Source organism: Parabacteroides sp. PM6-13, from assembly GCF_029892605.1.
GTDB lineage: Bacteria > Bacteroidota > Bacteroidia > Bacteroidales > Tannerellaceae > QVMG01.
In genome coordinates, this window is record NZ_JARXWF010000005.1 from 94,463 (window position 1) to 116,905 (window position 22,443).

Consider the following 22,443-nt stretch of genomic DNA (forward strand, 5'->3'; position numbering starts at 1 on the left):
TCTGATAATAGTGATAGAAGATGAGAAGAATTTTATTTGTGTTAAGTGTGTGCCTGTTAACAATCCATACCGGTTTTGCGCAGAAACAGGTTCAGCAATTCCTGGACAACCTACCCGAGGTACGCTATTACAATGCGGATAGCGTACGTGCCGAACTCGACCGTCGCCCCTACTTCACCCTGTTCCGCGACAATTATTTTATCGGAGGCATCCCGACAAATACCAAACCGACCAGCAGCAACTCCGATGTGCGTTTTCAATTAAGCATCCAGCAGAAACTGACCAAGAGTAATCTGCCTTTCGATACCTACCTCTTTATTCAATACACACAAAAAGCCTTCTGGAACGTCATACAGGAGTCTATGCCAATGCGTGAAATGAATTTTAATCCCGGTATAGGGTTAGGGCATCTCATTATATATAAAGACAATTACATTGGGAAAGGTTATCTGATGCTCGAACACGAATCGAACGGCAAAGACAGCCTGGATTCGCGCAGCTGGAACAAAGTAACCCTTTGCGCCTCCATTATGGTCAACAATAACTGGGAAGCACAGTTCCGGATATGGGCACCCATTATCGACAGTGGCAACAACCGGGATATCCTGCGCTACAATGGCCTGTTTCAGGTAGGCGCCACCTACCGAAGCAACAACAAACGCCTGGCCGCTTCCGCCCTATTCACCAAGCGAAGCAGCAAGATGAGCTTCAATACCCAGCTCGAATTAAGCTATAAGTTCAACCCAAGCGAGAACCAATATTTCTTCCTCCAATACTACAACGGATACGGTGAGAACCTGCTCGAATATAACCAATTCAAAAGCATGTTGCGCATAGGCTTTGTCATCAAACCACAGGACTTTAGCTTTTTCTGATAAGAGTGCTTGAATATAAACCTCTGCCCAAAAGCTTCAAGGCTTCATTTGCCCCGCCTGTATCGATTCGGGAGATTTTGACAAAATGTAAGCAAAAGAGGGATTTTGCCTTACAATATGATACGTTAAAAAGTGTTACTCGCCCGACTAATTTTAAATACCCCTACGTTTTTGGAAAAAAAGTCGGGCGATTTTGACAAAATGTCAAAACGGAAATTGGTAAATCACGTAGTTGATGTTATCTTTGTCAGTTGATTCGTAAAACGATAAGCTAATGGTTGAAAAGAATGAAAAACAGTATGAATTAGACAAACGCTATCTTCGTATGGCCAGTGTATGGGCAGAAAATTCATATTGTAAGCGTCGTCAGGTGGGTGCACTCATTGTGAAGGATCAGATGATTATATCGGATGGGTACAACGGTACGCCTTCCGGATTTGAGAATATTTGCGAAGATGAAAACAATGTGACCAAACCTTATGTTCTACATGCGGAGGCAAATGCCATCACCAAGGTAGCCGCCTCCTCGAACAGCAGCCGCGGGGCAACCATCTACGTGACATCGGCTCCCTGCATCGAATGTGCGAAATTGATCATCCAAAGCGGCATCAAGCGTGTCGTTTATTCCGAACGCTACCGGGTGGAAGACGGATGCGATCTGTTGAAGCGAGCCGGTATTTCGATTGAGTTTATTGAAGTAAATGAAGAATAGCCTATATTATGAAGAATAGAAAAAAATTAACGGTCTGGCTTCCGGTCATTATCGCCGCCAGCATAGCCGCGGGTATTTTCATCGGGAACTACTATCTGACGCTCTCGAACGGGAAACCACGTGGTTATTACAGCGGCAACAAGGTCAATGCCGTGCTCAATATCATCAACCAGCAATATGTGGATACGGTGGATATGGCGCAATTGATTGAAGGAGCCATCCCCAAAATACTGAGCGAACTGGATCCGCATTCGGTCTATATCCCGGCATCCGACGTAGCGCTGGCGAATGAAGACCTCGAAGGTTCCTTCAGCGGGATTGGCGTTTCGTTCAATATGCAAACGGATACCATCCTGGTGATCAGCGTTATCAGCGGCGGCCCGGCGGAAAAAGCCGGTTTACTGCCTTTCGACCGTATCATCACCATCAACGACTCCATCTTTTCCGGCAAAGAGATTAGCCAGGCGAAGATTATGCGTACCCTGCGGGGCGAGAAAAACAGCACGGTCAACCTGGGCGTAAAACGTGGCGAATCGGACGAATTGCTCCAATTCACCGTTACCCGTGGCGACGTACCGGTTCACTCCGTAGATGTGTCTTATGAAATAAATAAAGGCATCGGTTATATCAAAACCAGCAAGTTCGCCCGTACCACCTATGGGGAGTTTATCACCGCCATCGCGAAACTGAAGCTGCTCGGCTGTAACTCCTTCATCATCGACCTGCGTGGAAACAGCGGAGGATATATGGACGCGGCGATCAGTATGATCAATGAGTTTATGCCGGAAGGACGTATGATCGTTTACACCGAAGGAAAAGCCTTCCCGCGTTCGGAGGTGTTTGCCAACGGCTCAGGCACCTGCAAGAACGACCCGGTGATACTGCTGACCGACGAGACATCGGCCTCTGCCAGCGAGATCTTTGCCGGAGCGATCCAGGACAACGACCGCGGCTTGATTATCGGACGCCGCACCTATGGAAAAGGCTTGGTGCAGACACCGATCACGATGAACGACGGCTCAGAGATGCGCCTGACCATTGCCCGCTATTATACGCCTTCGGGACGTAGCATCCAGAAAGTGTATGAGTTAGGGAAGAACGATGAGTACGATATGGATATCTATAACCGCTATATGCACGGTGAATTCGATACGGCCGACAGCATCAAGCTCGACGAGGACCTTCAATACGAAACGGTAGGCGGACGAACGGTCTATGGCGGTGGCGGCGTTATGCCGGATATCTTTATCCCGCGCGACACATCGGGCATGACCTCGTATTACACAAGCGTGATCAATAGCGGAACGCTCTACCTCTATGCCCTGGAGTATTCCGACAGAAACCGGGATAACTTATCGCGGTTCGGCACCTGGCAGGAGCTCTATGACCACCTGAAGACCCAGCCGATCCTGTATGATTTCACCAATTTCGCGGCCGCTAAAGGCATTCGCAAACGGATGTCGCTGATTCAGATATCAGGGCCTCTGATTGAGAATCAATTGCATGCCTATATCGTGCGTAACTTCTTCGACGAAGACGGCTTCTATCCGATCTTCCAGAAAGAGGATATCACCCTGCAGAAAGCGGTGCAGATACTGAAGGAGGGGAAATCGCTTCCCACCCCGGAGTTTATACAAACAGCAACGGATAATGGAAATCTCCAAAGCGAAGCAGGCCCTACGAAAAGATATGGCCTCTCTAAAGAAAGAATATTCAACGACTATATTGTCTGAGAAATCAACAAATGCCTGCAGCCTCCTGGAAGAAACCAAGCTCTTTCAGGAGGCTGCGTATATTGCCCTCTACCATGCGATGCCCGACGAGGTACAAACGGCGGCGTTGATCGAGAAATGGTACCGGCAGAAAACGATCCTATTGCCCGTCATCGAGGGAGACGATATCCGTATGCTGCCCTACCGGGGCAAAGAGACGGTGAAACCGGGTCTTTTTGGCATTTTGGAACCGGTAGCCGGTGAAGAGACAGCGGCATATCAGATTGATCTCTTGATCGCGCCGGGCGTCGCCTTTGATCGCCTGGGTAACCGCCTGGGACGCGGCAGAGGATATTACGACCGGCTGTTGACAAGCCTATCGGCACCTAGACTGGGACTTTGTTTTGATTTTCAATTACACGATGAGATCCCTGCCGAACCGTTTGATATCCCGATGCAGGGCATCGTGACCGACAGGGAGATCATCCGGCTCTCTATCTGACCCCTTTCACATTCATCCGGATACCATACAAATATTCCGAGGCGGTGATAAAGAGGGTCTGCATATCCTTACCACCGAAACAGACATTGGCTGTCCAGCCTGCCTCCACGGGAATATGCCCGATTTGCTCGCCTTGCGGATCGAAGATGGTCACTCCCCGCCCGGTCAGGTAAATATTCCCCTTTTCATCGATCGTCATGCCATCGGAACCCATCTCCGTGAATAGTTTCTTATTGGCCAGCGTACCATCGGGCTGGATCTCATACACGTAGGTTTTGCCGGCACGGATATCGGCGACATACAGGAGCTTTCCGTCGGGTGTGCCAATGATTCCGTTGGGTTGTTCCAGTTCGGTATCTACGCGGAACACCTTTTGGCGGTCGGGGGTCATGTAATAGACATATTGCCCCTCCTGCTGCATGGCCGGATCGCGTGTCCAATAGTCGCGTTTATAAAGCGGATCGGTGAAGTATATGCCACCGTCGGGGCGTACCCAAAGGTCGTTCGGACCATTCAGTTTCTTACCTTCATAATCGGTCAGGATCACCGTATGGGAACCATCCCGGCTAATGCTCCACAACTCATTCTCCATATCGGAACAAGAAAGCAATTTGCCCTCCCGGTCGAAGTACATGCCGTTGGCACGACCGGTGTTTTCCATAAAAACAGACAACTCACCCTCGGTCGACCATAAGAGGATACGATCATTGGGCTGATCGGTGAAATAGACATTCCCTTTCGCGTCGACCGCCGGTCCTTCCGTAAAACGAAAGCCATCGGCTAACTTCTCTACGCTGGCGCCCGGAGCCACCAAGGCGGTTTGTCCACAGGCAAAAAAAGTGCTACTCATAAGACAAATACTGATTAATACCATTGCTTTTTTCATATAGATACCTATTTAAGTGATGTGAGAACTCGCTTCTGTCAATGCGTCAACGCTTTATACCATTCTTTACCAACAGGGCATCGATGGTCGGATCCTGTCCGCGAAAACGACGGTAAAGCACCGCGGGATCCTCTGTTCCTCCTCGCGACAAGATATTGGAACGGAACGATTCGGCCGTTTGGCGATCGAAGATACCCTGCTGTTTAAACAGGGAGAAGGCATCGGCATCCAAGACCTCCGCCCACTTATAGCCATAATAACCGGCGGCATAACCACCGGAGAAGATATGTCCGAAGCTGCTGCTCATCAACGCCTCCGGCACTTCAGGCAAAACAGCCGCTTCCTGCCAGGCTTCTTTCTCGAACGTGGTTATATCCCCTTCGTAAGGCTCTCGCAAGGTATGCCAGGCCATATCGAGCAAACCGAAGCTGAGCTGGCGGCAACAGAAATAGCCTACGTTAAAATGAGAGGCATCGACCAGTTTCTGCACCAGTTCCGCCGGGATCTTCTCACCCGTTTCATAATGGAGCGCGATCTGATCGAGGTATTCATTTTCGGTCAGCCAGTTTTCCATGATCTGCGAAGGCAACTCCACAAAATCACGGTAGACATTGGTACCCGAAAGACTGGCGTAGGTGGTATCGGCCAACATACCGTGCAAGGCATGACCAAACTCATGCAGGAAGGTCTCCACCTCATCGAAAGTCAACAGGGAGGGTTTCGTGTCGGTGGGCCGGGTGAAGTTCATCACAATGATGATCTGCGGACGGCTGTCCGTGCCATCGGCTTCCCGGTATTGCGCTTTCATATCGTTCATCCAGGCACCCGACTGCTTCCCTTCGCGAGGATGAAAATCGGTATATAACACAGAGAGAAAACGCCCGTCGGCATCGTAGACCTCATAGGTTTGTACATCGGGATGGTAGACCGGTATCTCTTTGTTCTCCCGGAAGGTAATGCCATAGAGCTGCGTAGCCAGTCCGAATACGCCCGCTTTGACCTGTTCCAGTTTGAAATAGGGACGCGTCATTTCATCGTTTACCTGGAAACGGATATCTTTCATCTTCTCCGAATAATAACTCCAGTCCCAAGGCATCACCGTGATATCGGCCTGTTCCATGCCCACGGCAAAGCTCTGTACGGCTTGATATTCATTCACCGCCACCGGTTTATAGGCTGCCAGTAATTGATTCAACAACCCGTAAACCCCTTGCGGATTCTTCGCCATCCGGTGTTCCAGTTGATAGTCAGCAAAAGTGTCTCGGCCCATCAACTGGGCTATCTCCAAACGGATATGGGCTATGCGGCGAAGGATCTCGCGGTTATCGTATTCATCGCCTTTATTTCCTACGCTCATGTAGGCTCGATACATCTTTTCCCGCAGATCGCGCCGGGCGGAATAACGCAGAAAAGGCTGATAACTGGGAGCCGAGAGGGTGAACAACCAGCCTGTCTTCCCCTTTTCTTTCGCCAACGCCGCTGCGGAATCGAGGATGCTCTCCGGCAAGCCTGCCAATTCATCGCGCTCGGTCAGGAGCATCTCAAAGCGATTTTTATCTTTCAATACATTTTGCTCGAAGCGGAGTTGCAACAGGCTCAACTCATTGCTAAGCTGGCGATAGGCCTCTTTGCCTTCGGCAGTGAGGGCGGCTCCTCTTTTATAGAAAGCGTAATAGGTCTCTTCGAGCAGTTTGCGGTCTTCCAACGAGAGATTCAAGTCATCGCGCTGGTCATACACCGCTTTGACACGATCGAACAGCTTTTCGTTCAAGTAGATATTATTCGAGCTTTCCGACAATTTGGGCGAGACGCGTTGCGAGAGATCCATCATCTCGTCGTTCGATTCGGCGGCCAACACATTGAAGAAGGCATGACTCACTTTATCTAAGAGGGAACCGCTTCTTTCCAATGCCACCACGCTGTTGGCAAAGGTTGCCGGCTCCCTGTTATCGGCTATAGTTGCGACCTCTTGTTCCAGGCGTTTGATGCCTTCGTCGAAAGCCGGTTCATAATGTTCCAATAGGATCTTATCGAAAGGGGGCGTACCGAAGGGCGTCCGGTAAGCCTCAAAAAAAGGATTGTTGTTCATAATGTTCAAAAGTATAGATGCAAAAGTAGCCATTAAAATAGAGAATGAGGGATTATATCCTTATTTTTGCAGATAATTAAAGTGCGTTATGAAAATCGAACAAAACTACTCCCTCGAGGCTTACAATACGTTTCATTTACCGGTAAAAACACGTTGGTTCATGGAATATGACAACGTCGAAGAGCTGGAAAAGATCTTGCGTGATGAATACTTTCAACAGTGCTACTCCCTGCATATCGGCGGAGGAAGCAATCTGCTTTTTGTCAATGACTTCGATGGCATCATCGTCCATTCCCAAATCAAAGGGATAGAGGTGTTGGAAGAGACCGACGAATCGGTATGCCTGCGCGTCGGCGCTGCCGAGATCTGGGACGATGTCGTCGCCTATGCCACTTCACACGGCTGGGGAGGCATTGAAAACCTATCACATATACCGGGCGAAGCAGGCGCTGCCGCCATCCAGAATATCGGTGCTTATGGCGTAGAGATCAAAGATGTGATCGAACGGGTCGAGAGCTATAACCAATTGACGATGGAGAAACGCCTCTTTAGCAACGAGGAATGCGCATACGCCTACCGTCGTAGTTTTTTCAAGAACGAACATAACGATCCCCATATCGTGACACATATCGTGATCCGGTTGCAGAAGAACCCTGTCTACCGCCTCGATTACGGGCAACTGCGCCAGGAGACAGAAGGCAAAGAGCTGTCACCGGCTGTCGTTCGCGAAGCTGTGATCCGCCTGCGCGAGCAGAAATTGCCGGATCCATCGGTTATTGGCAATGCCGGCAGCTTCTTTATGAATCCGGTCATATCGCAGGAGGCCTTCACACAAATCCAGGCGGCTTATCCGGATGTCCCCTCCTACCCGGCGGAAAACGGAGCGGTCAAGCTATCCGCCGGATGGCTGATCGAACAGTGCGGATTCAAAGGCAAGCGGTATGGAAACGTGGGCATGTATGAAAAGCAAGCCCTGGTATTGGTCAATTACGGCGAAGCCAGCGGCGACGAGATTGCCCTGATGGCGGAAAGTGTGCGCATGGCAGTCAAAAACAAATTCAATATAGAACTAACCCCGGAAGTGAAGTACGTTGGATGATGAAGGTGTTGTTATTGGGAACAGGCACCTCGACCGGCGTGCCTGAGATTGGATGTCATTGTGAGGTGTGTTGCAGCAGCGATCCGCGCGACCGCCGGCTTCGTACCTCCGTTGTTGTTGAAACCGAAGGCAAACATATATTGCTCGACTGCGGCCCGGATTTCCGTTGGCAGATGCTGAAACACCGGATAGAGACCTTGGATGCCGTCTTGCTTTCCCATGAGCACTACGATCATGTGAGCGGACTGGACGACCTACGCCCCTATGTGTTCCATCAGGAATTGCCTATCTATGCCGAACGGAATGTGATACAGGCGATACAGACACGTCTTCCTTATGCTTTCCGGGAACATAAATACCCGGGGGTGCCACGGCTCAACCTGTTGCCGGTCGGCCTATCCCCCTTTCTGGCGGCTGGCATCGAGGTGATCCCCATCCGCGTGATGCACGGCAAACTGCCTATCCTGGGCTTCCGCATCGGTAATATGGCCTACCTGACCGACCTGAAAACGCTGCCGAAAGAGGAAGAGGTCAAACTGAAGGGCTTGGATCTCCTACTCATCGACGCCTTACGCATCGACTCCCGCCACTTCTCGCATGCCGGAGTCGCTGAAAACCTGCCGCTTATCTCACGCCTACGCCCCAAAGAGAGCTATTTCATTCACATGAGCCACCGCATCGGATTGCACGCAGCGGCCGATATCGCCCTTCCCCCGCATGTACATTTCGGGTATGATGGGCTGGAGGTCGTTGTGTAATTTTAAGCCCGGAAGGACTTTAGGATCTTTACATTTTAATGTAATACTTCCGGTATGTCCAATAAGCCAGATAGCCCATCAAGAGGCCAAAGAGAATGCCCACAAAGACATCCAAGGGGTAATGTTTCCCGACATAGATACGGCTGTAGGCGACAATAGTGGCCCATAGAAAGATAGCCACGCGATAATAGATATTCTTGAAATACAACGCGCTGAACATAGCCACACACATCGAACTTGCTGAATGGGAGGAGAAGAAACTAAAACTTCTACCCATCTCTTCCAACTGATGCATAATATCTTTCAACAGGATCTCATGCCCGGGACGTGGACGCATAAAAACCAGCTTAAGCAGGTTGTTTACAACAAGCGTAGTCAAGACGCCTCCCGCAAAGAAGAAAGAGGCCCTCCTCCCCTGCCCTTTCCTACCGAAAAAGATAAATAGAAAAACAGCCAGACAAACCAATGTCCAGATCCACTGATTGCTAAAAAAGAGCATCACCGGATCGAGCCAGGGAAGGTGCTTATCATTCAGGTAAAGAAACAAATCGCGATCCCATTGGGGGAAGTTAAATTCAAACATAGATTTCTTCAAAAATTTGTCAAACAAAAACATAAAGAGGTGGAATGCCTATAGCTTGGCCAGCCATAAGCCGATCCATACCGCCAGGATGCCTAAGAGAACACTTCCTACGATATTCAAGAACAGAGAGGTATAATTACCGGCTTCCAATAAACCCCAGTTTTCCAAAGAGAAGGTAGAGAAAGTGGTATACCCACCACAAAAACCGGTAACGAGGAATAGTTTCATGTGTTGATCGATCCACTGGGCACGAAAAGAGAGTCCGACAATCAGACCGATCAATAAACAACCAACCATATTCACCACAAAAGTAGCCAGCGGAAAATCAGCGGCATATCGCTTCAGTACCCATACAGATGTCAAATAGCGGAAGATGCTTCCGATGCCTCCGCCCAGTCCTACCCAGAGAAGTTGTTTGATCATAATTCGTTTATTGAGCGTGTAAATGTCGGTATAAAACAGGCGTTAAGCAAGCGTATGCCCTGTTTGTTCACAAAAAAAGGTGAGCCTACTGACTCACCTTTTCTTCATATCTTATTTTATGATCTATCCGGGATTAGAGAGGCAGTGTACCACCTACCAGGATAACCACCAACAGAGCGAGGATCGCATACAATTCCGGGAATACGGCCATCACCATGGTAGCACTGAACACATTGTGACCGGCACCTACTGCCTGAATACCATTGGCACAAACTTGTCCCTGGCGAACAGAAGAGAAGAATCCGGCAAATCCCATCATCGCACCAACACCCAGGATAGCACAGGCGTTGAACATAGAGATTTCAGGAATTAAGAATTTCTGTAACATGAAATAGGCCACAAAGCCATACAACCCCTGCGAACTCGGCAAAGCACTCAGGGCGATATAGGTACCCATTGCATCCGGGTTTTTCTTCATTGCTCCAACTACGGCGTTACCACAAATTGTTACCCCGTAAGCACTACCGATAAATGATAGTCCTGTCATCAGGCCGATTCCAATGTAAGCTAATAAAACTGGTTCCATAACTAAAATGTTTTAAATTATTTATTGTATTAATATTGTTCTTTTTATGCTTTCTTAAAAGGCAGGTAGGCTTTTCCTCCGCCTTCGAATTCTGAGTTCTTATAATATTCAACAAAGACCAAACGGATGGGGTGTACCAGCGAACTGATCATACAAAGTCCGAAGTTCAAGCTGTGTCCCACCAATAAGATGAGCAGCATCACAATGAACTGGGCTACACCCGGCAGGCTTTCCGTCATAGAGACCGCCAGCGAGTTGAACACACCACCCAGGATCGAGCCCGTCAGACCTACGGCAAACAAACGGATATAGGACAACACATCACCCAACAGGCCAAAGACCATATTATAGGTGTTCCACAAGCCGGAGCCGAAGTTTAATAGGATGTTCTTGCCCGGGGTATTATACAACAACGCGACAGCAAGGCATACGATAGCTACTCCGTACAATACATAGATAACCGGCTGCGGCAACTGAATATCCAGCATCGGGAGCCCGAACACACAGGCCAGTGTCGCAATCACAAACACCCAGGCAAAAGGAGCCAGGCTATACTTAAGGCCTCGCTGAATCTTTGTCTTATAAGCGCCGATCGCCTTGGCATATATGATATGTATAATACCGATCACGATCGAGAGGGTCATCAGGTTATCACTGCTCAGGAAGTAATCCTTCACGGCGGCAAACTGCGGTATATCGACCAGGGCGATACCAAAGAACGAACCGGTCAATGCACCCACCACGACAGTCATCGCACCTAACCACTGGAACAGGGTCAGGTAAGGCTTAACGCCTGCGCTCGCTTTGCGTTTGAGGAAGGTACAAAACAACAGGATCAATAATCCGTAGCCACCGTCACCAAAACAGAGTCCGAAGAACAGCATAAAGAAGGGCGCTACGAAAGGCGTCGGGTCGAACTCCTTATAGTTAGGCAGGGAGTACATCTCCGTAATCGGCTCGAACAGCTTCGCATAGCTGTTGTTCTTCAGTTTGATGGGTATCTTATCGTCATCCTGTATTTCCAGCTCCTGATAGAAGAACGATTCTTTATCCAACGCCTCTTCCATATCGGAGGCTTTGTCGGTGGTCACCCATCCTTCGAGGAACATCAATTTGTCGCCTGCCTGACGGTCGGTTTGCACGACTGCGTTGGCCAGGTTGAATTCGTTTTGCAGGTGTTTGTCCAGTTCGAGTAATGTATTATACTCTTCAACGGCCATAGTTTGCAAGCGCTCATCACAGGCACGAACCGACTCATTCAGTTCTTTTACCTTCTCACGTAACTGACTCAGTCCCAATTCCGGCATCTTCGGACGCTCGGCGTCGATATCGATCTCCGTTCCGGTCTTGGTCACCGTCACAAAATAGGTCACCGACTGGAAGTTATTCACCAGAAAGGCATTGTATTCTTTTCCCCAGACCGGTTCATACTTCGAGGTCGGACAGGTGAAGAAGTTCAGTTCGTATCCCTCTTTCTTCAACTGTTGGATCTGCTTCATGTCGAAGTCGCCCCAGATATTCATATAATCGAGGTCTTTCAAGACTGCCTGCTTACGGGCAGACAATTTGGAACGCTCCTCCTGAAGCTCTTCGATTGTCTGAACCAAAGCCATACCCTCCTCTTTGTTCAAGTCACGGGCAGGAGACAACGACGGCTGCTCGCCATGCTGTTTCTTGAACTGCTTCAAAAGAGTCGTCACCCGCTTGCGCTCCGCGATCATCTGTTGCAAGTCTTCAAAATCATTGATCGATTTTGTTTCCTTGATGTGTACAACGCCCAGGTCACGCAAAGTGGAAAGGAACTGCTTGTATTCCTTATGATACACCATAAAGGCATATTTCTTCATCGGTATAATCATGATATTTCCTCCTCTTTTTCTTTCCGTTTCTCCAGATTGGTACGCATGATCTTTTGTGACGCCTTGGAAAGACTCTCTTCGTCTTCCATATAACGCTTCACCTTACGGATCGCATCTTTGTATCCCGGGATCTGCACCTTCTCAAAAAGATTCACCTTCTGAGTGGTTTTCTTCCGGGCATGCTCCAACAACTCCAGCTTCATGCCTGCAAACTCCGCCTCTATACCGGTACGTGCCAGCTGCTTCAGCAACTCGATACCTTCCGTATACCAGGACGGAGCATTGAAAAGGCTATAATGGCATATCTCAAACTCAATGTCGTCAAGCAATGGAACCATGACGCCGGCAAACTTACGGGAAGAAAGATGCACATCTTTCACCCGGATCAGTTCCGGTGTAAACTCATTCCAAAGAGCGACCATGCTGCGATAGCTCATTATTTCGTTTTCAAGCTGAAGTTCCAACTTCTTCGCTTCGTCCTTGGTGCGTTTCACCTCGACACGCAACGCGCTCTCCTTACTTTTGATCGTAGGCAGCGAACGTTCCCGCATCTTGAGGTTCTTCTCCAGTTGCTGAAGCGATGTTTTATTATATTGAAACTTTATTGCCACGTTCTTTTTTAATTATGAATTATGAATTATGAATTATGAACCATGAGTATAGAGATAACTTCTGAACCTTGAATAGCGGAAGGTGTTTCTTCTCATAATTCATAATTCACAATTCATAATTTCTATTTTACTTCCAGTACTTATCCACCAGTTCCTGTTTGATATTCACCTCTGTCGGCTTGAAGTATTCGCCGAAAAGATTCCAGGCCACATCCAACATCTCGGTAGTATCGAGGTTTACGTCGATAGCCAACAGTTTGTCTGAGTAATCTTTCGCGAAAGCAAGCGTACGGTTGTCGTAGTCTGTCAGGTCGAAACCATTTTCCATCTTCGTCTTCGCATTGGCTGCATCGGCATACAGACGTACAGCTGCATTCATCACCTGCGGATGGTCTTCGCGTGTTTTCTTACCGGTCACCAACTGTTTCAAACGAGACAAGCTTCGGAACGGGTCAACAATAACCTTACCGATATCGCTGTCACGACGCAGATAGAGCTGACCTTCTGTGATATATCCGGTATTATCGGGCACGGCGTGTGTGATATCTCCACCGGAAAGGGTCGTTACCGCAATAATCGTAATAGATCCACCATCGGGGAACTGTACCGCCTTTTCGTAAATCTTCGCCAGGTCGGAATACAAAGAACCCGGCATAGAGTCTTTGGAAGGGATCTGGTCCATACGGTTGGACACAATCGCCAAGGCATCCGCATAGTTGGTCATGTCGGTAAGCAATACCAACACCTTCTCATTCTTTTCTACAGCAAAATACTCTGCGGCCGTCAATGCCATATCAGGCACCAGGATACGTTCCACAGAAGGGTCTTCCGTGGTATTGATAAAGCTCACAATACGGTCTAAAGCACCCGCATTGCTAAATGTATTCTTAAAGAAGAGGTAGTCGTCGTTGGTCATACCCATACCACCCAGGATAATCTTATCCGACTGGGCACGCAGGGCTACCATCGCCATGACCTGGTTGAACGGTTGGTCCGGGTCGGCAAAGAACGGGATCTTCTGTCCGGTCACCAGCGTATTGTTCAAGTCGATACCAGCAATACCCGTAGCGATCAGTTCCGAAGGCTGCTCGCGACGCACCGGATTCACCGACGGACCGCCGATTTCGACCTCACGTCCTTCCGGAATAGGTCCACCATCGATCGGATCGCCATAGGCGTTAAAGAAGCGTCCGGCCAATTGGTCGCCCACTTTCAACGTCGGCGCCTTGCCCATAAATACCACTTCGGCATTCGTCCGGATGCCTTCCGTTCCCGAGAACACCTGCAGGGTCACCTCATCGCCCATAATCTTTACCACCTGCGCCAGCTTACCGTCTACCGAAGCCAACTCATCATACCCAACGCCTGTTGCCTTCAACGAACAGGTCGCTTTTGTAATCTGGGTAATCTTTGTAAATATCTTTTGAAATGCTTTCATAAAAACTTCGTTTTTTAATTGATAATTGATAATTGATAATTGATAACTGAGATCAACTTTCAACTTTCAATTTTCAACTTTCAATTGAATTAAGCTCTCAAGCTCCTGGTTAAACGTCTCAAACTTATCACTCTTGTATTCGGAATAGTTCATCTGCTTCAGGATGTTGATCATCTTCTTGAAGTAATCAGACACATCATTGAAGTTATCAAAATGGAAGTCCGTATTACAGATCTTCACCACCTTATCCAGCATATATTCCTGGCGATCCAGCGATGTCACCGAGTCGATATCGTCGAACGCATCCTGTTGCAGGATCACAAAGTCGATCAGTTCCGATTTCCAGAACACCTCATGGTATTCCACCGGCACCCCGTCGTCACCCAGGATATTGATCTGTTCCGAGATCTCTTTACCACGCAACATACGTGTTTTCACTTCGTTCACCTTATCGATCCATTCCGGAGAGATATGGTTGGCGATGTATTCCTGGAACTCGGGATACTCCAGGTACTTGGAGTAGCTATCGATCGGGTTCACCGCCGGATAACGTTTCTTATCCGCACGATCCTGTTCCAAGGCATAGAAGCAACGCGCCACCTTCTTGGTGTTTTCCGTTACCGGTTCTTTCAGGTTACCCCCTGCCGGAGATACCGTACCGATAAAGGTTACAGAGCCAGACTTACCATTATTCAGTTCCACATAACCGGCACGCGCGTAGAAGTTGGCCACAATGGCCGAGAGGTCCATCGGGAAAGCATCCGGTCCGGGAAGCTCTTCCAAACGGTTCGACATCTCACGCAGCGCCTGTGCCCAACGGGAAGTAGAGTCAGCCATCAGGAGCACCTTGAGTCCCATACTGCGGTAATACTCTGCAATGGTCATGGCGGTATATACAGATGCCTCACGGGCAGCCACCGGCATGTTCGAGGTATTAGCAATAATAATCGTACGTTCCATCAGTTTACGTCCGGTATGCGGGTCGGTCAGATGCGGGAACTCCGCAAAGATCTCTACTACCTCATTCGCACGCTCACCACAGGCCGCGATAATCACGATATCCGCTTCCGCCTGTTTGGAGATAGCATGCTGCAACACCGTCTTTCCTGTTCCGAAAGGACCGGGGATAAATCCCGTACCACCTTCCACGATCGGGTTCAAGGTGTCCATCGTACGCACGCCTGTTTCCAACAGTTTGAAAGGACGCGGTTTCTCTTTGTAGCAGCCAACCGCCTTTTTCACCGGCCACCGCTGTATCATATTGACTTTGATATCTTCACCGGCTTCGTTGGTCAATACGGCAATCGTATCAACAACTGTGTATTCGCCTTCCGCCACCACGCTTTTTACCGTATAGGTTCCTTCAAAAACAAAAGGCACCATGATCTTGTGCGGTTGGAAGTTCTCGTCTACTTCGCCCAACCAATCGCCGGCAATCACCTTGTCGCCAGCCTGAGCAATCGGCTTAAACGCCCATTTCTTGTCGTTATCCAACGCGTAGGTATAATCCCCGCGCTTCAGGAAGACACCTTCCATCTTGTCCAGGTCGTTCTGCAATCCGTCGTAGTTGCGCGAGAGCATACCCGGTCCAAGTGTTACCTCAAGCATGTGGCCTTCAAACTCAGCCTCATCGCCTACACGCATTCCACGCGTGCTTTCAAACACCTGAACGAAAGCATTATTACCGATCACTTTGATCACCTCCGCCATCAGCTTCACACCGTCGACGGAAATGTAACAAATTTCATTCTGGGAAACCGGACCCTCGACCTCGACTGTCACCAGGTTGGATACGATTCCTTTTACTATTCCTTTCGTAGCCATAATTTATTTTGTATTGTTTCTTTTAAATTCTTCCAATGCGCTATCACTTCCTTTCTTCATCGTGCCCACCAGGTCACGGAAGGTTTTCTCGCCTTTTGCCTTATCGAGTGAAGTCCAACGCTCCATCATCTCCAGCTTCAACAAATAGGCTATTACCGTTTCAATATCGAATGTCTTAAAGAAGATCTGTTCTTCGAGCCACTCCCACTTCAACTGATCCAGCTTTTTCTCGCGAAGTAAAAGGTCGGACTCTTCGGTGATACGCTGCAACTGGGGCAGATACTCTACCGAGTCGCCCAAGCCGAAATCACGCGCGTTCGAGGTACGCAGGGTCTCCGCGATCTCATTATGCCCGACAATATAACGCGCCTTGTCTAAATCATATTTACGTGCCGTCAGCGCCGTCAGTACATTATTAATATTGAGGTTCAATTCATACCAGTCGGCCACGAACGAGTTGCTGTTTTTCATAGCATACTCATAATATAAGCCGGCTAAACGGTCTTCCCAGGATATGTTTTTGGACTCTTCCGTTCCTTTGTCGTGTTCCGCCTGATAGGTTTCCAAAAAGGAGATCATATACGAAGGCAATGGATTGGCCGGAATTTTTTCTTCTTCCGCAATCGCATCCAACACCTCTTTATAATCCGATTTGGAGAAACACCCTCTCTCGTCCCATCCCTTTTCCGGATGCAGCAAGAAATTCAAGAGGTTGTTGTTATCGAACTTCAGGTAAAACAGACTCACCAACTTCGCGTCACCAGACGACAATGTCCCTTTTATCTCCGCGTAAAACTCGTCGACAGTGAATGGAACTTTATGATCGTCTAATGAGATATTGGGCAATCCTGCTATTAAGTAATAATATTTACTCATAATCAGAACAGCATTTCAATCAGTTGCGGGCGCAAGAATTCTTTAAAGAATGTAACAAACTCCTCTTCTCCGAAAGTCACTTTATAGGAGCCATCGGCAGGAAGAACAGTGAATGAGGCGGGCTTTCCGCTCACTTTTTCTATTTTCACACTTTTATCCAATAGGTCTTTGGCATTCGATTCAAAATAAGCCGTCAGCTCGTTGGCTTCCGCCGTTTGAATTGTCAGGTCTCCGCTCTTCACCCACTCACGGGTCATTTCCAGCATTACTTTCTGCATAAAGCCTTTATCAGTCACAGCCGCTTTCACATTCGTTTCGGTGATCTCACCTGTAATCAGGTTGGCTACTTCGCTCTTCAAAGCCTCTACAGCCTGATTGGCAAACAACTTCAACTCCGCTTCGGTATTCTTCTTCAGTTCGGCTGATTTCTTTTCCGCCTCCGCCATAATACGCTTGGCTTCGTCGTTTGCTTCCTTGAGAATAGCCGCTTTCTGCGCATTCGCATCGTCTACAATACGTTTTGCTTCTTCATTACCTTTTTCAACACCTTCCCGGTAGATTTTCTCGGTCAGTTCCTGAATCTTTGTATCCATTTCGAATCTATTTTAATTTGTGTATTTTCATCTATGACGCTTTAAGGTAAGCGAAATGTCCACAAAGTTAAAAGTTTTCATAACGTATCCCCACAATTATCCTTACTTTTGTTGGTCAAAATCATCATATTTATGTTCTTAATCCGTACAGCAGAAATAAAAGACAATCTTTTAATTAACCGTCTGGCCTCCCAGGTATGGGAAGCCACATACGGAAACATACTCACGCGCGAACAACTGGAGTTCATGTTCGACGCCATGTATGCCCCGGAAAGTATCACCAAACAAATGACCGAGCAGGGGCATACCTACTTCATTGTATATGCCGACAACGAGCCTTGCGGTTATTTCTCCCTGGAGCAAAAAGAGCCCGACACGTACATCTTCCAGAAGATTTACGCCCTCCCCCAAACACAGGGTACAGGCGTAGGCCGTTACATGATCGAACAGGGCATTGCCTATCTGAAAAGCATCCACCCCACCCCTTTCAAGGCCATGCTTTACGTCAACCGCGAGAACCCCGCCGTCGGCTTCTATAAGCACCTGGGATTCCACATCGCCGACACCCGCGACCACCCCATCGGCAACGGCTATTATATGAATGATTACATTATGGAGATGGAGGTGGGGGGATAAATATGCTTACCAAGTAATAATCTTATCAATGATAGCCTGTTGCTCAGAGCTGCTCCTTCGCAGATAGATACGGGTAGTTTCTATACTTTCATGCCCCATTAAGTCGGCAAGCAGCGAGATATCGTTAAACTTCTCCAAAAAGTTTTTGGCAAACCTATGTCTGAACGAGTGGGGATAAACGACTTTCTCATTCATACCGTACTTGTTAGCATAGTTTTTAAGCTGTTGCGATATACCACGCGTAGTGATTCGTTCTCCATACCTGTTCAAGAAGAGATAACCGGAACATCGTTTGTGCTCTTCCAACCAAACAAGGCTTTCTTCTTTGAGTAACTTAGGGATATATATTCTCCTGATTTTACCTCCTTTCGTATAAATATCATAGTAGCCCAAATAGATATGTTCCACTTTGAGCTGAATAAGTTCGCTTACTCTCGCACCAGTAGCAGCTAAGAAACGGACAACGAAGTACCATGTCTGGTTATCTTCTTTTTTCAACTTCTTCTTTAGAAACATATAATCCGCATTGGTAATCACATTTTCCAAGTAAGAACGTTGTTGTACCTTGACGGATTTAAGGCGAAGTTTCTGCTTGCCCATATATTCAAGGTATTTATTGATTGCTTGAATTCTGAGATTAACAGTCTTGGGCTTATAAGTCTCAATTAGATACGTTTTATAAATCAAGAGGTTACGTTTGTTCACCTCTTTGTACCTCTTGTTGTACTCTTTTACGGCATACAGATACGCTGCTACCGTATTCTTCGCCATATTCGCTTGCACGAGTAGCGTTTCAAATGTTTTTTCTGTCATATAGTAATTATTTTATAGGGGACAACATTGCTCCCTATAATACCTAACTAAGATTCATTGAATTCCTATTATGAGAAGATTGTCGCCATTGCATAACAATATAAAGCGATGTACACATTATCTCAAAAATTAAATAAACTTTTAGCAGACAGAGCAGGACTTGATTTGTCATTGTCACGAAATTTACAAAAGTCAATTCTACAAGAAGCTATTCAAGGCAAGTTGGTTCCTCAAGATCCTACTGATGAACCAGCTTCAATTCTGCTTGAGCGTATTAGAGAAGAGAAAAATCGTCTTGTCAAAGAAAAGAAAATCAAAGCAAATAAATACGATTCCATTATCTTTAAAGGTGACGATAACAAGTACTATGAGCAGATAGAAGGAAATGTTATTGATATTTCAAGTGAATTAGAGTTTGATATTCCCAATTCTTGGGAATGGTGTCGTTTGAGATCGATAGCTACGAGTGAATTAGGAAAGACTCTGGATGGAGGAAAGAATATAGGAACTTCTGTTCCATATTTGTGCTCAATTAATGTATATTGGGATAAGATTGACCTATCTATCGTAAAAAAGACACTGTTTACTGATATGGAGAAAGAAAAATACAGTCTCAAAAAAGGAGACCTCTTAATATGTGAAGGAGGAGATATTGGAAGAACGGCAATATGGGACAAAGAGGAAAAGATGTACTATCAAAACGCTCTTCACCGAGTACGTTTTAGCAAAGGGATAATGCCTCAATACTTTCTGTATGTCCTTCAATACTATAAAGCGTTAGGTGTCTTGGATAAAAAAAGTAAAGGTATGACCATAAAGCATTTTGCACAAACTGCATTGAATAATTTATACGTACCATTACCGCCACTATTTGAGCAACAACGCATAGTTGCTCAAATAAAAAGGTTATTTAATCAATTGTAATAGTTGATTTATTCTATAAACGATACGCTCCTGTTCTAGTAATGGTGGCATAGGAAAAAGGATATCTGTCACAGTTTCTCTTGATATGCCGGGGATCATGCTCTTAGCTTTCTTCTCAATATCATTTAAACCACTTTGCAGATAATACCTAATATACAGCAGATTAACCTCGTATGACTCAATTGCCATTACTTGTCTGGCTATATGAATATTACCAATATTGTTAAAAGCCATTGCGCCAATAGTACCCTTGCAAGTTATTAATAATGCTCCTTGGGGGGCAATCGTGATGGGATTTTCAGTCCATCGGTTTACCAAAATATTTCCATCAAAGAAATTACTAGCACCTGTTATGTAGGGAATCCCTTGGTGATTCGCATTGTATTGATATGGATCTAAGTCTCTTCCTGACAAAAGCTTGATGCAACAACCAAGCCTCATCCATGCCCAATTGTCAGGTATATTAAATGGAATCTCGTCATCTATACAAAGTATTCTTTTACTGTCATTCTCATAGTACTTGTTATCGTCACCACGGAATATGACAGAGTCGATCAAAGCAGACTTCTTGAGCTTGCCCTCTTTGACGAGTTTTTGTTTCTCTTGCCTTATCTGTGTAAGCAGTTCTTGGGCGGTGCCTTCATCTTCAATTTGAGGTACAAGTATTCCTTGAATTGCCTCTTGTAGGATGGATTTTTTGAGTTTGTCGAAAATTGCATCATTCAGTTTTTCTAATCTTTGTTGAGATATCGAATATTTAGATATGATAGGAGTTAGCTCGTCAATTTTATCAGTAATTCTTAATTGCTCGTTTAATGGGGGAAGCAACATCAGTGTATTTGCGATCGCTGTTAATACCCAGTTTTTATTGCCAACTCCACGTGTGTTTTCTTGTACCTGATTCTGCACTAACGGGCTGTTGATTAAATGTATAAGAAATCGTTTGTCAACTGAGACAGAGGTGAATTTAATTAAAGCTAAGCTAACAAATATACTAAACTCTTTATCGGAATCGATGATCAATGGTATTCCCGTAGTTCCGACCTTGGAAAGCAAAAGATCTCCTTTCTGAGGATGACATCTTTTGGATAGTTCTAAATGCTCTGATTCTGTAATGAACTTTGTATTATTGAAATTTAAACTTCCGTTACTCATATCTTTAACAGACAAAAAAGGCACGCCAGTTTCAGTGTAATGTGGAGTTGAATGTGTACCGTCTGTTAGTGTTTTGTATATGCTTGAGAATCTACACCATTCCCACCCCTCAGGTATCTCAAACGGAATCTCCTCGTCAATACATTTTACCTCTTCTGTAGCCACAAACTTCTCATAATAGGAATTATCGTCACCACGGTAAATGATTGATTCGTTCTTATCTTTTTTGATTTTTTTCTCCTTAACCAGTTTTGCTTTCTCTTCTCTAATTCGTTCAAGAAGTACTGATGCCGGTTCGTCATTAGGGTCTTGTGGTACAAGTTTTCCCTGTATCGCCCATTGGAGTATGCTGTTTTTTAACTGTTTTCCATTCATTGTTAGTCTTCGTTTAATTCGGAGTCTGATTCACGCTTTCCCGCTTGAAGTTCAAAGAACTCTTTTTGTCGCTCGATTTCCGCCAACAAATCTTCTTTCTTAGGCAGATAAGTGAGATATTTGGCAGCAAACAGTTGGTCGTTGTCATGAAGAACGCTATACTGCGCCAAATCATTGCTAGTTTCAGCACAAAGCAACAAGCCAATAGTTGGGTTATCTCCTTCCGTACATTTTAACTCATCGTACATACGAATGTACATATCCATCTGACCTATGTCTTGATGCGTGATTTCTGTCGTTTTCAAGTCAACCAACAAGAAAAATTTCAGAATATAGTTGTAGAAAACCAAATCAATGTAATAATCATTGAGATCTGTGCGAATAAGTTGTTGTCGAGCGACAAACGCATAGCCTTTTCCCAATTCCATTATAAATTTCTGCAAATGGTTTATAATGGCTGTTTCTAATTTAGATTCGATATAGTTGTTTTTCTTACCGAAGCCCAAAAACTCGGCTATGACTGGATTCTTGATAAACTCAAATTTGTCCTTCTGATACATGAATGTATTCGCTTTCATCTCCTTAACCACCTCTTTTTTATCAGACGACTGCAATAACCGGAAATAATATTGCGAATTGATATTGCGGTCAAGTGTACGAGTTGTCCAAGTTTCAGCGTTTGCTTCATTGATGTACCACATACGGGCTTCAACATCATTCACTCTCAACAAAGAGCGATAATGTGTCCACGTAAGATTTGGTACGCGTGCGTACCATTTTGGAAAATCATTGAAAGTCAGGAAAAACTGCCGATAATTGCGTAGGTCTCTGGTAGAATAGTTATCATTTTCACCATACTCATCAGTAAGGCGTTCTGCCAGCTTTTTAAGTACTTGCTTTCCATATTCAGCGCGTCGTTCCCCCTGCTGCTCATCTTCTATTATACGCTGTCCTATCTTCCAATAAGTCATACAAGCAATAGAGTGAACAAGATGCACACTCTGGCCGATGCCTTGATTGATGATATCTCTTACATCGTTAAACAAAATATCTATATTCACTGGAAGCATATCCTTCTTTTTTGCCATTGCTCCATATTTTGCATTTGGTACGC

At 46.3% G+C, this 22,443-nt stretch carries 22 protein-coding genes; 8 read left to right on the plus strand and 14 right to left on the minus strand.

Annotated elements, in window-relative coordinates; translation table 11 throughout:
• The first annotated feature begins 20 nt into the window (after window positions 1–20).
• The 4 genes from M2134_RS06475 to M2134_RS06490 all read left to right on the plus strand — a co-directional run bounded on the left by M2134_RS06475 (window position 21) and on the right by M2134_RS06490 (window position 3,801).
• Window positions 21–875, plus strand: a complete 855-nt coding sequence (locus M2134_RS06475; RefSeq protein ID WP_280750472.1) for a phospholipase A — start codon at window positions 21–23, stop codon at window positions 873–875.
• Window positions 876–1,149: 274 nt separating this feature from the next.
• Window positions 1,150–1,587, plus strand: coding sequence for a dCMP deaminase family protein (locus tag M2134_RS06480; protein WP_280750473.1), 438 nt, complete (start codon window positions 1,150–1,152; stop codon window positions 1,585–1,587).
• An 8-nt stretch (window positions 1,588–1,595) separates the two neighbouring features.
• Window positions 1,596–3,320, plus strand: a complete 1,725-nt coding sequence (locus M2134_RS06485) for a S41 family peptidase (protein WP_280750474.1) — start codon at window positions 1,596–1,598, stop codon at window positions 3,318–3,320.
• Window positions 3,277–3,801 (plus strand): 5-formyltetrahydrofolate cyclo-ligase, encoded by a 525-nt coding sequence (locus tag M2134_RS06490; RefSeq protein WP_280750475.1) that lies wholly within the window; start codon window positions 3,277–3,279, stop codon window positions 3,799–3,801. Before M2134_RS06485 ends, M2134_RS06490 begins: the two co-directional genes overlap by 44 nt.
• Here the strand turns inward: M2134_RS06490 and M2134_RS06495 are convergent.
• Window positions 3,794–4,687 (minus strand): SMP-30/gluconolactonase/LRE family protein, encoded by an 894-nt coding sequence (locus M2134_RS06495; RefSeq protein WP_280750476.1) that lies wholly within the window; start codon window positions 4,685–4,687, stop codon window positions 3,794–3,796. The genes M2134_RS06490 and M2134_RS06495 overlap by 8 nt on opposite strands.
• A gap of 46 nt (window positions 4,688–4,733) precedes the next feature.
• Window positions 4,734–6,776 carry a M3 family metallopeptidase gene (locus M2134_RS06500; protein WP_280750477.1) on the minus strand — a complete coding sequence of 681 codons (2,043 nt, stop codon included), beginning with the start codon at window positions 6,774–6,776 and terminating at the stop codon, window positions 4,734–4,736.
• 88 nt (window positions 6,777–6,864) lie between these two features.
• Here M2134_RS06500 and murB point away from each other — a divergent pair, with 88 nt between their 5' ends.
• Complete coding sequence (gene murB / locus M2134_RS06505) at window positions 6,865–7,875, plus strand: UDP-N-acetylmuramate dehydrogenase (RefSeq protein ID WP_280750478.1); 1,011 nt, start codon at window positions 6,865–6,867, stop codon at window positions 7,873–7,875.
• On the plus strand, window positions 7,875–8,633 hold the full coding sequence (locus tag M2134_RS06510; RefSeq protein ID WP_280750606.1) for an MBL fold metallo-hydrolase: 759 nt from the start codon (window positions 7,875–7,877) through the stop codon (window positions 8,631–8,633). The genes murB and M2134_RS06510 overlap by 1 nt, the downstream gene beginning before the upstream one ends.
• A 28-nt stretch (window positions 8,634–8,661) precedes the next feature.
• Here the strand turns inward: M2134_RS06510 and M2134_RS06515 are convergent, their stop codons facing one another.
• From M2134_RS06515 to M2134_RS06555, 9 genes are all read right to left on the minus strand, one after another.
• Complete coding sequence (locus M2134_RS06515) at window positions 8,662–9,216, minus strand: phosphatase PAP2 family protein (protein WP_280750479.1); 555 nt, start codon at window positions 9,214–9,216, stop codon at window positions 8,662–8,664.
• Window positions 9,217–9,264: 48 nt separating this feature from the next.
• On the minus strand, window positions 9,265–9,639 hold the full coding sequence (gene crcB / locus M2134_RS06520; protein WP_280750480.1) for a fluoride efflux transporter CrcB: 375 nt from the start codon (window positions 9,637–9,639) through the stop codon (window positions 9,265–9,267).
• Window positions 9,640–9,772: 133 nt separating this feature from the next.
• Window positions 9,773–10,225, minus strand: coding sequence for an ATPase (locus M2134_RS06525; protein ID WP_280750481.1), 453 nt, complete (start codon window positions 10,223–10,225; stop codon window positions 9,773–9,775).
• A gap of 44 nt (window positions 10,226–10,269) precedes the next feature.
• Window positions 10,270–12,084, minus strand: a complete 1,815-nt coding sequence (locus M2134_RS06530) for a V-type ATPase 116kDa subunit family protein (RefSeq protein WP_280750482.1) — start codon at window positions 12,082–12,084, stop codon at window positions 10,270–10,272.
• On the minus strand, window positions 12,081–12,695 hold the full coding sequence (locus M2134_RS06535; protein WP_280750483.1) for a V-type ATP synthase subunit D: 615 nt from the start codon (window positions 12,693–12,695) through the stop codon (window positions 12,081–12,083). The genes M2134_RS06530 and M2134_RS06535 overlap by 4 nt, the downstream gene beginning before the upstream one ends.
• Before the next feature lie 127 nt (window positions 12,696–12,822).
• Window positions 12,823–14,133: a V-type ATP synthase subunit B gene (locus M2134_RS06540; protein WP_280750484.1), complete on the minus strand. Its 1,311-nt coding sequence runs from the start codon at window positions 14,131–14,133 to the stop codon at window positions 12,823–12,825.
• Between the two features lie 66 nt (window positions 14,134–14,199).
• The gene (locus tag M2134_RS06545; protein ID WP_280750485.1) at window positions 14,200–15,957 is read right to left on the minus strand and encodes a V-type ATP synthase subunit A; all 1,758 of its coding nucleotides are present in this window, start codon (window positions 15,955–15,957) and stop codon (window positions 14,200–14,202) included.
• A gap of 3 nt (window positions 15,958–15,960) precedes the next feature.
• Window positions 15,961–16,833, minus strand: coding sequence for a DUF2764 family protein (locus M2134_RS06550; RefSeq protein WP_280750486.1), 873 nt, complete (start codon window positions 16,831–16,833; stop codon window positions 15,961–15,963).
• Window positions 16,834–16,835: 2 nt separating this feature from the next.
• Window positions 16,836–17,426, minus strand: a complete 591-nt coding sequence (locus M2134_RS06555) for a hypothetical protein (protein WP_280750487.1) — start codon at window positions 17,424–17,426, stop codon at window positions 16,836–16,838.
• 132 nt (window positions 17,427–17,558) lie between these two features.
• Between M2134_RS06555 and M2134_RS06560 the strand changes: the two genes are divergently transcribed.
• Entirely contained in the window at window positions 17,559–18,062 is a 504-nt protein-coding gene (locus M2134_RS06560) for a GNAT family N-acetyltransferase (RefSeq protein ID WP_280750488.1), read from the plus strand.
• Between the two features lie 6 nt (window positions 18,063–18,068).
• Here M2134_RS06560 and M2134_RS06565 read toward each other — a convergent pair whose 3' ends face one another.
• Window positions 18,069–18,875, minus strand: a complete 807-nt coding sequence (locus M2134_RS06565) for a tyrosine-type recombinase/integrase (protein WP_280750489.1) — start codon at window positions 18,873–18,875, stop codon at window positions 18,069–18,071.
• A gap of 108 nt (window positions 18,876–18,983) precedes the next feature.
• Between M2134_RS06565 and M2134_RS06570 the strand changes: the two genes are divergently transcribed.
• Window positions 18,984–19,799: a restriction endonuclease subunit S gene (locus M2134_RS06570; RefSeq protein ID WP_280750490.1), complete on the plus strand. Its 816-nt coding sequence runs from the start codon at window positions 18,984–18,986 to the stop codon at window positions 19,797–19,799.
• On the opposite strand, the gene M2134_RS06575 is transcribed toward M2134_RS06570, so the two are convergent.
• Window positions 19,782–21,329, minus strand: coding sequence for a restriction endonuclease subunit S (locus tag M2134_RS06575; protein WP_280750492.1), 1,548 nt, complete (start codon window positions 21,327–21,329; stop codon window positions 19,782–19,784). The two genes, M2134_RS06570 and M2134_RS06575, sit on opposite strands and share 18 nt — an antisense overlap.
• 2 nt (window positions 21,330–21,331) lie before the next feature.
• The gene (locus tag M2134_RS06580; protein WP_280750493.1) at window positions 21,332–22,417 is read right to left on the minus strand and encodes a PDDEXK nuclease domain-containing protein; all 1,086 of its coding nucleotides are present in this window, start codon (window positions 22,415–22,417) and stop codon (window positions 21,332–21,334) included.
• Window positions 22,418–22,443: the final 26 nt, after the last annotated feature.

Coding starts and splice junctions, on each gene's coding strand:
- M2134_RS06475 (WP_280750472.1), top strand. CDS start 21: ATGAGAAGAATTTTATTTGTGTTAAGTGTGTGCCTGTTAACAATCCAT.
- M2134_RS06480 (WP_280750473.1), top strand. CDS start 1,150: ATGGTTGAAAAGAATGAAAAACAGTATGAATTAGACAAACGCTATCTT.
- M2134_RS06485 (WP_280750474.1), top strand. CDS start 1,596: ATGAAGAATAGAAAAAAATTAACGGTCTGGCTTCCGGTCATTATCGCC.
- M2134_RS06490 (WP_280750475.1), top strand. CDS start 3,277: ATGGCCTCTCTAAAGAAAGAATATTCAACGACTATATTGTCTGAGAAA.
- M2134_RS06495 (WP_280750476.1), bottom strand. CDS start 4,687: ATGAAAAAAGCAATGGTATTAATCAGTATTTGTCTTATGAGTAGCACT.
- M2134_RS06500 (WP_280750477.1), bottom strand. CDS start 6,776: ATGAACAACAATCCTTTTTTTGAGGCTTACCGGACGCCCTTCGGTACG.
- murB (WP_280750478.1), top strand. CDS start 6,865: ATGAAAATCGAACAAAACTACTCCCTCGAGGCTTACAATACGTTTCAT.
- M2134_RS06510 (WP_280750606.1), top strand. CDS start 7,875: ATGAAGGTGTTGTTATTGGGAACAGGCACCTCGACCGGCGTGCCTGAG.
- M2134_RS06515 (WP_280750479.1), bottom strand. CDS start 9,216: ATGTTTGAATTTAACTTCCCCCAATGGGATCGCGATTTGTTTCTTTAC.
- crcB (WP_280750480.1), bottom strand. CDS start 9,639: ATGATCAAACAACTTCTCTGGGTAGGACTGGGCGGAGGCATCGGAAGC.
- M2134_RS06525 (WP_280750481.1), bottom strand. CDS start 10,225: ATGGAACCAGTTTTATTAGCTTACATTGGAATCGGCCTGATGACAGGA.
- M2134_RS06530 (WP_280750482.1), bottom strand. CDS start 12,084: ATGATTATACCGATGAAGAAATATGCCTTTATGGTGTATCATAAGGAA.
- M2134_RS06540 (WP_280750484.1), bottom strand. CDS start 14,133: ATGAAAGCATTTCAAAAGATATTTACAAAGATTACCCAGATTACAAAA.
- M2134_RS06545 (WP_280750485.1), bottom strand. CDS start 15,957: ATGGCTACGAAAGGAATAGTAAAAGGAATCGTATCCAACCTGGTGACA.
- M2134_RS06550 (WP_280750486.1), bottom strand. CDS start 16,833: ATGAGTAAATATTATTACTTAATAGCAGGATTGCCCAATATCTCATTA.
- M2134_RS06555 (WP_280750487.1), bottom strand. CDS start 17,426: ATGGATACAAAGATTCAGGAACTGACCGAGAAAATCTACCGGGAAGGT.
- M2134_RS06560 (WP_280750488.1), top strand. CDS start 17,559: ATGTTCTTAATCCGTACAGCAGAAATAAAAGACAATCTTTTAATTAAC.
- M2134_RS06565 (WP_280750489.1), bottom strand. CDS start 18,875: ATGACAGAAAAAACATTTGAAACGCTACTCGTGCAAGCGAATATGGCG.
- M2134_RS06570 (WP_280750490.1), top strand. CDS start 18,984: ATGTACACATTATCTCAAAAATTAAATAAACTTTTAGCAGACAGAGCA.
- M2134_RS06575 (WP_280750492.1), bottom strand. CDS start 21,329: ATGAATGGAAAACAGTTAAAAAACAGCATACTCCAATGGGCGATACAG.
- M2134_RS06580 (WP_280750493.1), bottom strand. CDS start 22,417: ATGGCAAAAAAGAAGGATATGCTTCCAGTGAATATAGATATTTTGTTT.